Annotated in this window: 8 protein-coding genes and 1 pseudogene; 1 reads left to right on the forward strand and 8 read right to left on the reverse strand. The window is 70.0% G+C overall.

The annotated features are described in order from the left end of the window. Positions 1–979, forward strand: a 979-nt coding sequence (locus ACFWF3_RS13945; RefSeq protein ID WP_379313967.1) for a hypothetical protein, incomplete at its 5' end; no start/stop codon positions are given. A gap of 59 nt (positions 980–1,038) precedes the next feature. Here ACFWF3_RS13945 and ACFWF3_RS13950 read toward each other — a convergent pair. The 8 genes and pseudogenes from ACFWF3_RS13950 to ACFWF3_RS13985 all read right to left on the reverse strand — a co-directional run. Continuing rightward, positions 1,039–2,562, reverse strand: a complete 1,524-nt coding sequence (locus ACFWF3_RS13950; protein WP_379313968.1) for an AIM24 family protein — start codon at positions 2,560–2,562, stop codon at positions 1,039–1,041. Between the two features lie 88 nt (positions 2,563–2,650). After that, entirely contained in the window at positions 2,651–3,208 is a 558-nt protein-coding gene (locus tag ACFWF3_RS13955) for a GNAT family N-acetyltransferase (protein ID WP_379313969.1), read from the reverse strand. Then, positions 3,205–4,197: an ABC transporter substrate-binding protein gene (locus ACFWF3_RS13960; protein WP_379313970.1), complete on the reverse strand. Its 993-nt coding sequence runs from the start codon at positions 4,195–4,197 to the stop codon at positions 3,205–3,207. Before ACFWF3_RS13960 ends, ACFWF3_RS13955 begins: the two co-directional genes overlap by 4 nt. A 62-nt stretch (positions 4,198–4,259) precedes the next feature. Beyond that, positions 4,260–5,348: a FecCD family ABC transporter permease gene (locus ACFWF3_RS13965; protein ID WP_379313971.1), complete on the reverse strand. Its 1,089-nt coding sequence runs from the start codon at positions 5,346–5,348 to the stop codon at positions 4,260–4,262. Next, positions 5,345–6,157: an ABC transporter ATP-binding protein gene (locus ACFWF3_RS13970; RefSeq protein WP_379313972.1), complete on the reverse strand. Its 813-nt coding sequence runs from the start codon at positions 6,155–6,157 to the stop codon at positions 5,345–5,347. The genes ACFWF3_RS13965 and ACFWF3_RS13970 overlap by 4 nt, the downstream gene beginning before the upstream one ends. Beyond that, on the reverse strand, positions 6,154–7,101 hold the full coding sequence (locus ACFWF3_RS13975; protein ID WP_379313973.1) for a hypothetical protein: 948 nt from the start codon (positions 7,099–7,101) through the stop codon (positions 6,154–6,156). The genes ACFWF3_RS13970 and ACFWF3_RS13975 overlap by 4 nt, the downstream gene beginning before the upstream one ends. Before the next feature lie 5 nt (positions 7,102–7,106). Next, entirely contained in the window at positions 7,107–8,411 is a 1,305-nt protein-coding gene (locus tag ACFWF3_RS13980; protein WP_379313974.1) for an MFS transporter, read from the reverse strand. A 34-nt stretch (positions 8,412–8,445) separates the two neighbouring features. After that, positions 8,446–8,918, reverse strand: a pseudogene (locus ACFWF3_RS13985) (pyridoxal-5'-phosphate-dependent protein subunit beta); the annotation flags it as partial.

Here is an 8,918-nt window from a genome sequence, read left to right on the forward strand (position 1 = left end):
GCACGCGAAGCTCGCTTCGCTGTACCGGCACCGGTCGTGGTCGCTGAAGGCACTGGCCGGCGTGGTCGGCGCGGGCATGCTGTGGTCCGCGGTGAACGTGCAGCAGAACATCGCGCCCGGTGGGCCGAGCGATCCGCTGTTCTGGTTCAGCTATCTGCTCGAAGCGATGATCAGCGTGTGTCTGATCATCATCATGGTCGGCACGAACAAGGTCGCCGAGTGGGGCGTGATCGACAACCGCCGCCAGGTCGCGCTCGCCGAGCTCGCGCTGCTGGGGCTCACCGTCACCCTCAACACGTACCCCTACGTGCGGGAAGGGCGGTGGTACGACGTTGCCGTGCACGCGGTCGCGCCGGTGATGATCGGTGTCGCGCTACTGATCCACGACGCGGTCAGCGCCCGGTACGGCTTGGCCATCACCCGCGCGACCAGCCAGGTCAGGGACCTGCCCGACCCCGCCGACAACATCCTCGGCCGCCAGGCCACCGAGGGTATCCGCCTCACCTACACCCCGCCGATGACGGGCGCGGCTCGCGCCGAGGCGATCGCTGCCACCGAAACGGCCGCTACCACGCCGATCACCCGCGAACCCGCCTGGACCCCCACCGAGCCGGTTGCCAACGGCAACGGCCGCTCGCCGGAGAAGCGCAAGCGCTTCGGCATCGGCAAGCCGTCCTCCGCGGACAAGGCCACCGCCAAGAAGTCCGCTCCCGCGCCCGCTGTGGCACCGGAGCCCGCCAAGGAGCCGGCCAAGCCGGAGCCGGCCACCGATTCGGTTCCCGCCGCCCGCAAGAGCGCCATCTCCGACATCGAGGCCCGGGTCGAAAAGGCTTTTGCCGAAGCCAATTTCGGCTACGAGGCGATCGAGCCGACCAGCATCTACGACACCGGCCAGTTCCGCATCGCGGAGAGCCTGGAACAGGAACTCAACGACATGCGTGAGGCCCGCCGCCAGGCCCGCAAGGAGCGCGCGAACTAGCAGGCAGGACACAGGCCGATACCCGCGACCGCGCGGGTATCGGCCTTTTCGTGTTCGGGTCAGCCGAAGATGCTGCCGCCGGTGCCAGCTTGCTGGCCGCCGCCGGTGCCGCCGATGAGGCCGCCCGGGGGAAGTTCGGAGGGCTGGACGATGACGAAGCCGCGGCCGGAGAAGGCGAGGGTGCTCGCTTCGCCGGTGCTGCGGCCCATCAGGCGGCCGAGGCCGAAGGAGTCGTTGCGCTTGATGCCGGTCTGCAGGCTCGACGACCACGCTACGGCGGCGTTCGGGTCGGCGTAGGTGGCCTGGTCGACGGTGAGGACGACCGGGGTGCCGTGGGTGGTGATGGCGATGCGGCCGCGGCCGGTGAAGACGCAGTTGAACAGGCCCGCGTTGGAGGCGTAGCCCGCGGCGCCCTGGACGCGGCCGATGTCGTAGCGCAGCGTGGAGTCGAAGGCGAGGACGTTGGCGCCGTTGATGGTGAGCCCGTCGGTGCCGTCGAGGTCGATGATGTGCACGTCGGCGGCGCTGTTGGCCAGGAACAGGTCGCCGCGGCCGGTCACCTTCATCAGCGGCACGCCTTCGCCGGTGAGATGCTGGCGGATGGCGCGGCCGATGCCGCCGGAGCCGAGCGCCTCGAACTTCAGGTCACCCTGGTAAGCCACCATGGACCCGGATCGCGCCATCACCTCCCCGTTCATGCCGACCTTCACCATCTTGCCGCCCTGCTTCTGGATACCGAGGCCGTTGACCTCGGCATGCGAGGGGTCGAACAGGTCGCTGTGCACGGGCTGGGCTCCTTGCTGAGATGCATACGTTGGCTGTTGAGCGGGTCCGCCGGGCTGTCCGTAGGCGGGTGGCGGGTAGGCCGGTGCGCCCGGCGGGGGTGCGGCCGGGTAGCCGGACGGCGTCCCCGGCTGACCGGGAACATGGGGTGCCCCAGGCGGCGGCGCGAATTGGCCGGGCGGCATCGGGGCATGGAAACCGGGAGGGTGCGGCGGCGGGTGGCCTGGTCCGGGGGTACTTCGGGAGTCGCCGGCCATACCCGCCACGGCACCGGAATTACCCTGCGCCGCAGCGGGTTCGGGCTCGTCGTCGAGGTTCACACCATAAGCCGACGCGATGCCCGCGAGCCCGTCGTCGTAACCCTGACCGATCGCGCGGACCTTCCACGCGCCGTTGCGGCGATAGATCTCCACGCACACCACACCGCTCTCGGTGGTGAGTCCGGGGATCGGGAAAGTCAGTGCGGTGGAACCGGATTCGATGGTGGTGGTCAAGGTGCCGACGGCGGCGAACGTCGCGGGTCCACGACCGTCGAGGCTCGCGGTGACCACCACCTTGTCCACATCGGCGGGCAACGCCGAGGTCTGCACGCCCACCACATCGGGTCCGCCGTTGCCGTGCCGGTACACCACGCCCGGCCCGGTCGGCTGATTGAAGAAGACGAAGTCGGCGTCGGAACGCACCTTGCCCGCCGCGTTCACCAGCAGGGCCGACACGTCGACCGACGCTGAACTCGCGACCGTGACGGTCAGTTGGTCACCGGGCGCGGGCCGGTTCTCGCCGGGAGCCAGCGCGGTCACGACACAGCACCCGAACGTCGCGCGATTCGCAAGTGTTCCACGCGTTCGATAGTGCCGTGTATGCCGTCACCGCGCCAGCAGGGAACCGTCAGACCGGCTGTTGATCGCCGCGATCCAGCGGAATCTCCAGGTGCACCGTCTGGAAGCCGCCGTGTGGCCCTCGGGCGTCGCACACGATGTGGCCGAAGGTCAGCCAGAATTCGAGCGCACCGGGTGTCCGGGCGTCGGTGTGCAGATACAGCCGCTCGAAAACCGGGGTGGCGCGTACGTGCTCGACCGCCGCGGTGACGAGCCGGGTGGCCAGTCCGCGTCGATGGTGCTCGGGCCGCACATAGACCCGGAACAGCTGCGCGGTGGTCTCGTCGGGGTAGTGGCGCGCGAGCTCGGCCGGATGTGGGGGATGGGCGGGCCCCTGCGCCCGGATCGCGGTGGTGCCGACGATGACGCCCTCGTGCGCGGCGACCCACAGCCGGTGGCGCGGATGCCGCAGATAGGCGGTGTCCGGGTCGATCACGTCCTGGTGATATTCGGGCAGATAGCCGATGCCGAACACCTGGTAGAAGGTGTCGAGCATGACGCTGCGCGCGCCCGCGAGATCGGCGGTGCCTGCCTCGCGGACGAGGTAGCCGGTGGTGGTGGCGGTCATCGCAGCTGCGCCAATTCGCGGTCGAGCACTTCCAGACCCTCGACGGCTACCGGTCCGGGCCCGGTGTAACCGAAGGGCGCCACGATGATCCGGTTCTCCCGAATCGCGCGCAGCCCGGCCAGTTCGGGACGTTGGCGCAGGGCGGTGCGCACCGAGTCGGGTGTCTGGTCGCCCTGGGTGAGCAGGATGATCACTTCGGGATCGGCGGCGATGAGTGTTTCGGTGTTGGCTTCGAAGTTGCGCTTGTCGATCTGGCCGTAGACATTGCCGAGGCCGAGGATCTTCAGCTGTTCGTGGACGGTGCTCTTCGCGCCATAGGCCTTGAGCTGGGCGCCGTCGCGCGACAGGATCAGGGCGGCGGCGGGACGGGGAGTCGTTGTGCCACTGTGCCGTTCGGTCACCGCCTGTACTCGCTGCTTCAGTGTCGTGACCTCGGTGTCGGCTGCGCTCTCGGTGCCGAAGAGCTTTCCGTAGAGGGCGATGTCGGCGAAGACGTCCTCGAAGGTGCCGGCCGCGTCGCGGCAGTAGCCGCGGGTCACGATCAGCGGAATGCCCACCTGGGCGAGGTCGTCGGGGGTCACCGAGAGACCTTCGACGCTCACGACCAGGTCGGGGGCTCGGCTGATGATCTCCTCGCGGGCGAGTTCGGCGGTGGGCGCGGTGATTTCGATGCCCTGCAATGCCTCGCCGTACTGGCCGGGGAAGGCGGCGGCTTCGAAGGTGCGGGTGACGATGCGGCCCGCGGCGCCCGCGGCCGCGATCAGCGGTGCGGCGATGGAACCGACCGTGACGACGCGCTGTGGGGGCGAGGAGAAGGTGACGTCGCGACCGCAGCTCGAGATCGTCAGCGGGAAACCGCTTGCCGAGGGTGCGGTGGCGGGAGCTGGTGTGCCGCAACCGGTAACGATCGCGCTGGTGAGGAGGGCGAGTACGGGAACAGCGGAGCGGCGGGCGGAGATGACACGGGTGAACACGGTGGTGGTCCTCATCGATCGGTGGGGGGATTTCGCCCGGTCGTCGTGACCGGGACAGCGGGGGTGGAGTGCGGGTTTCAGGACTCGCCGGTGGCACGGAAGCGGCGGATCAGGACGAGGAGCAGTGGGGCGCCGACGGCGGCGGTGACGATCCCGATGGGCAGTTCGCGTGGCGCGAAGACGGTGCGTGCCGCCACATCGGCGATCACCAGGAAGAGCGCGCCGATCAGCGCGCTGACCACGAGTAGGTGCCGATGTGTGCCACCGGTACACAGCCGGGCCACGTGCGGCACGATCAGCCCGACGAAGCCGATCGCCCCGGCGACGGCGACCACCGCGCCGACCGCGAGTGCGACGATCAGCAACGCCCACAGCCGAATGCGATTCGGTGCGATGCCGAGCGTGCGCGCGGTGTCGTCACCGGCGGCCAGTGCGTCCAGCCGGGGCGCCATCAACAGCACCGCGACCAGTGCCACCGCGACGACGGCGACGGTGGTCGCCACCGAGGACCAGGCGGCAGGCGCGAGCGAGCCGAGCAGCCAGAACAGCACGGTGCGCGCGCCTTCGGGCCGGTCGGAGGCGAAGATCAGGAAGCTGGTCGCGGCCGAGAAGATGTAGCCGATGGTCACCCCGCCGAGCAGTAGCCGCAGCGAGGTGAGCTGGCCGTTGATCCGCGAGATCACGAACAGCAGCGCGGTGGCGATCAACGCGCCGATGAACGCGCTCGCCGCGAGGGCGGTGGCGGTGGTCGCCGCGGCGACCCCGAACAGCAGATACACCGCCGCGCCGGTCGACGCGCCCGAGGTGACGCCGAGGATGTGGGGGTCGGCGAGCACATTGCGCACGATGGTCTGCAAGACGGCGCCGGTGATCGCCAGGGCGGCGCCCACGAGTGCGCCGAGCAGCACGCGCGGCACCCGCACCAACCAGACGATGGAGTCCTGGGAGGCGCTCCAATCGACGGTTACCGGGTGACCGAAGACATGGTGGCCGATGATCCGCGCCACGGTGCCCGGCGGGACGGCGACCGGCCCGAGTCCGGCTGCGACCACCAGCGTGCAGGCGAGCGCGATGGTGAGCCCGGCGGTCAGCAGCACTGCGCGGCCGCGGTGGCGGGCGTGATCGAGGTCGTCGATGGCCGGATCGGCCACCAGGGTCGCGGTCATGTGGTGGCCGCCTCTCTGGTCTCGGACGGAAGTGTTGTGGCGGGAGGTTCGGCAGCCGGGCCGAAGAGGAGTTGGACGGCGCCGAAGGCCGACGTTCGGCGAACGGGGATCTTGTAGACGGGTTCGAGGATCCGCGGGGTCAGGACTTCGGCGACAGTGCCTGCGGCGGCGACGCGCCCCTGGTCGAGCAGGACGAGGCGGTCGCAGTAGCGGGCGGCCAGGTTCAGCTCGTGCAGCACCACGATCGTGGTGGTCGCGGTGAGACCGCGGACCAGGGTGAGCAATTCGTGCTGGTAGCGGATGTCGAGGTGGTTGGTGGGTTCGTCGAGGAGCAGGTGGTCGGCCTGCTGGGCGAGTGCTCTGGCGATCAGGACGCGCTGGCGTTCGCCGCCGGAGAGCGTCGCGAAACGGCGGTCGGCCAGCGCCCGCGCCCCCACGTGTTCGAGCGCGGCCGCGGCGGCGATCCGGTCGGCGCGCGAATACCCCTGGAACGCACCGACCCACGGCGACCTGCCGAGCAGCACGGTCTCGGCCACGGTGACCGGCGTATCCGGCGGCGCTTCCTGTGCGACGACGGCGAGGCGACTCGCGAGCTCGCGCCCGCGCAGCCGCTCCACCGGCACCGCGTCGACGACGACGGATCCGCCCGCCGGGCGCAGCGCCCGGTACATCAGCCGCAGCAGCGTGGACTTTCCCGAACCGTTGGGGCCGATCAGTCCGAGCGTGCTGCCGGGTGCCACACGAAAGCTGATGTCGTCGAGCGTGATTCGGCCGTCGTAGGTAAAGCGGATCTGGTCGACGGTGATCATCGCGGAGAGCTCTCTGTTCGGGGAATCGTCACCGGGTGTGGGTGATCGACGGTGGGAACGCGCTGTATGCCGGGTCGCCACGAGTGATGCACCGCCACCGAGCAGGCGAAGGCGGCGCAGACCTCGTGCGCGGCGAGGACCTGCTCGCGCAGACGTGGATCGTTGTCGGCGAGCAGGATTCCGGTGGTCGTGCCGCTGTGGGCGACGACGACTCCGGCCGCGCCGATGGCGCGCGCCGCCCGGATGGTCGCGTCCAGATGCGGACGGTCACGCGATGCGGCGCTCAGCACGGCACTGCGGGTGGCCACCGCGCCGATCGCGGCGATGTCACCGTGGGTGATCGCCGGGCCGAGTTCGCCGAGCAGCCTGTCGAATTCGCGTTTGTCGGCGGCGCTGAAACCGGGTTCGCCCCGGTTGAATTCGACGGTGTCGACCGAGCCGCCCTCGTCGCCGGTGACGATCGTCAGTGCCGGGAGGGTGCCGAGGCGGGCGAGTAACCGCACCTCGCGATGGAAATAGGCGACGGTGCCCGGGTACATGACGCCGTCGGACGGTTCGATGGCGCGCAGGTCGGCTTCGAGTTCCGCGACGGGCACCGAGCGACCCTCGGCGTCGGCGACCGCGCGGGCGGTGGCGACGAGATCGGCGGTGGAGCTGGCCAACCCCTTGCCTTCGGGAAGTTCGCTGTGCAGGGTGAGTCGCCCGCCACCCAGCACGCGCGATCGGCCGACCATCCCGCTCGCGAGTCGCGCCGCCTTCGACTTGCCCTCCGGCACAACATCTATGCGGTCGCCGCCCGGCTCGAAGACGGCCACCGTGCCGCGCCGAATGGGGAGCGTGACCAGGAAATGCCGATTCTGTTCGGTGACGCCCTGGAGCAGTTCGCCGCAGCTTCCGTAGGCGCGGCCGACACCGATTCCCGGCGTGGCGAGTTCAATGTTCATCGGAGTCATCGCCTTTCGCTGGGGGTGTTGTCGTCGGTGACCGGTGCGAGTTCGGGCCGGATCGCTGCGGGGCCGGGCAGCAGGTTCCGGCGGTGTAGCCACAGCAGCGCGAGGGCCGACAGCACACCGGCCGCGGCGCACAGCAGTGAGGGCGGCCAGCTCAGGGGGCCGCCGGTGTGGTCGAGGACGGCGCCGGTGATCGAGGTGGCGACGACCGTGAAAATGCCGGACGCCAGATAGAACGCGCCGAAATAGGTTCCGGTCAGCCGAGTTCCGGCGAAGCGGCCGATCGCCTCGTTGACGAAGGGTTGCACCGCGGTCACGCCGATCGCGAGCAGCACCGCGGCCGCGACCACCGGAGCAATCCGGATCACTGTGCCCACCACGCTGTTTCCCTCGAACGGCACCACCCCCGCGACGGCGGGAGGCAGGAGGAACGCGGCTCCCATGACGGCCATCCCGAGCGCCATCGCGGGCCCACGCTGTGGTCGGCGCGCCAGCACCGTGGTGACCCGAACCTGGAGCGTTACCACGGCGATCGTCTCGACCACGAACAGCGCCGCCACCGCCGCCGGACCGTGACCGGGCCCGGCACTGTCCTGCGCTTGCAGGGTGAACAGGAAGTAGATCTGGCTCTGCAAAGCGAACATCGGCATCAGCGCGAGGGTGAACGCCCAGAATCGGCGATCGGTGAACACCGTCGCGAAGTCGGCACCGACCCCACCCTCGTGCGCGGGCACCGGTCGCGCGGGCAGCAGCAGCCATTGCACCAAGGCCAGCACCGCGAAGATCGCCGCCGCGACCAAGGCCGATATCCGGAAGCCCGCCGCTGTCAACACGGTGCCGAGTACCGGTCCGATCGCGGAGCCCGCATTGCCGAAGACGTTGAACAGCGCGAAGGCCTGCGCCGAATGCGCACCGCTGTCCCGGGCGATGAACGCGCGGACCGCCGGATTGAACAGTGCCCCAGCGAAACCGGTGAGCACCGAGGCCGCCAGCACCACCGGCAGCGAACCGCCGACGGCGAACAGCGAGAAGCCGAGTGCCCTGATCGCCAGGCCGACCATGATCACGCCGCGCGCGCCGAGCCGGTCGGCCGCCGAGCCGCCGACGAGGAACAGACCCTGCTGGCTGAGATTGCGCACCCCGAGCACGATTCCGACAACGGCCGCCGACAGCGCGAGGTCGTCGAGGAGGTAGTCGGCCAGAAACGGTACGAGGAGATAGAAACCGATATGCCCCACAAGATGATTCACGAGCAGTAGCCGGACGGCGCCCGGTAGCGCGCGGAAGGTGTCGATGCCGTTCATCTGCCGGTTCCGCGCTGGAAAGCCGTTGCGGGGGTCACGCGCTCACCTCGGCGGCAGGGTCGCGGACGATCGAACATCGGCCCCAGCCGAGCACTTCGGCGCTGTCCGGGGTGGCGATCGTGGTGGGTGCGGTGGCGGGCGCGCGGAAAAGACCGTTGGTTCGGCACCAGTCGTCGTTGTAGATGGTGCCCAGGTAGCGGTGTGGCCCGTCGGGGAACACGGTCAGCACGCGGGCGCCGGGTTCGCGCTCGGCTACCCAGCCCGCGACCAGGGCGGCGGCGCCGGTGCTCCAGCCGCCCGCGATGCCGGTGGCCGCCGCGATCCGGCGACACGACGCGACCGCCTCGGCGGCGTCGACCCAGTGCACCTCGTCGAAGTCGGCGTAGGCGACATTGCGGGGCAGGATGCTGCTGCCGAGACCGCGCATCAGCCGGCGGCGATCTGGTTGGCCGAAGATCCGGGAGCCGACGGCGTCGACCCCGATCACCCGCAGCCGGGGCCACCGAG

It is taken from the genome of Nocardia sp. NPDC060220, from assembly GCF_042727815.1.
Lineage (GTDB): Bacteria > Actinomycetota > Actinomycetes > Mycobacteriales > Mycobacteriaceae > Nocardia.

Bases quoted from the DNA above. Each gene is read 5' to 3' on its own strand.
- ACFWF3_RS13960 (WP_379313970.1), bottom strand. From the start codon at position 4,197: ATGAGGACCACCACCGTGTTCACCCGTGTCATCTCCGCCCGCCGCTCC.
- ACFWF3_RS13965 (WP_379313971.1), bottom strand. From the start codon at position 5,348: ATGACCGCGACCCTGGTGGCCGATCCGGCCATCGACGACCTCGATCAC.
- ACFWF3_RS13970 (WP_379313972.1), bottom strand. From the start codon at position 6,157: ATGATCACCGTCGACCAGATCCGCTTTACCTACGACGGCCGAATCACG.
- ACFWF3_RS13980 (WP_379313974.1), bottom strand. From the start codon at position 8,411: ATGAACGGCATCGACACCTTCCGCGCGCTACCGGGCGCCGTCCGGCTA.
- ACFWF3_RS13955 (WP_379313969.1), bottom strand. From the start codon at position 3,208: ATGACCGCCACCACCACCGGCTACCTCGTCCGCGAGGCAGGCACCGCC.
- ACFWF3_RS13975 (WP_379313973.1), bottom strand. From the start codon at position 7,101: ATGAACATTGAACTCGCCACGCCGGGAATCGGTGTCGGCCGCGCCTAC.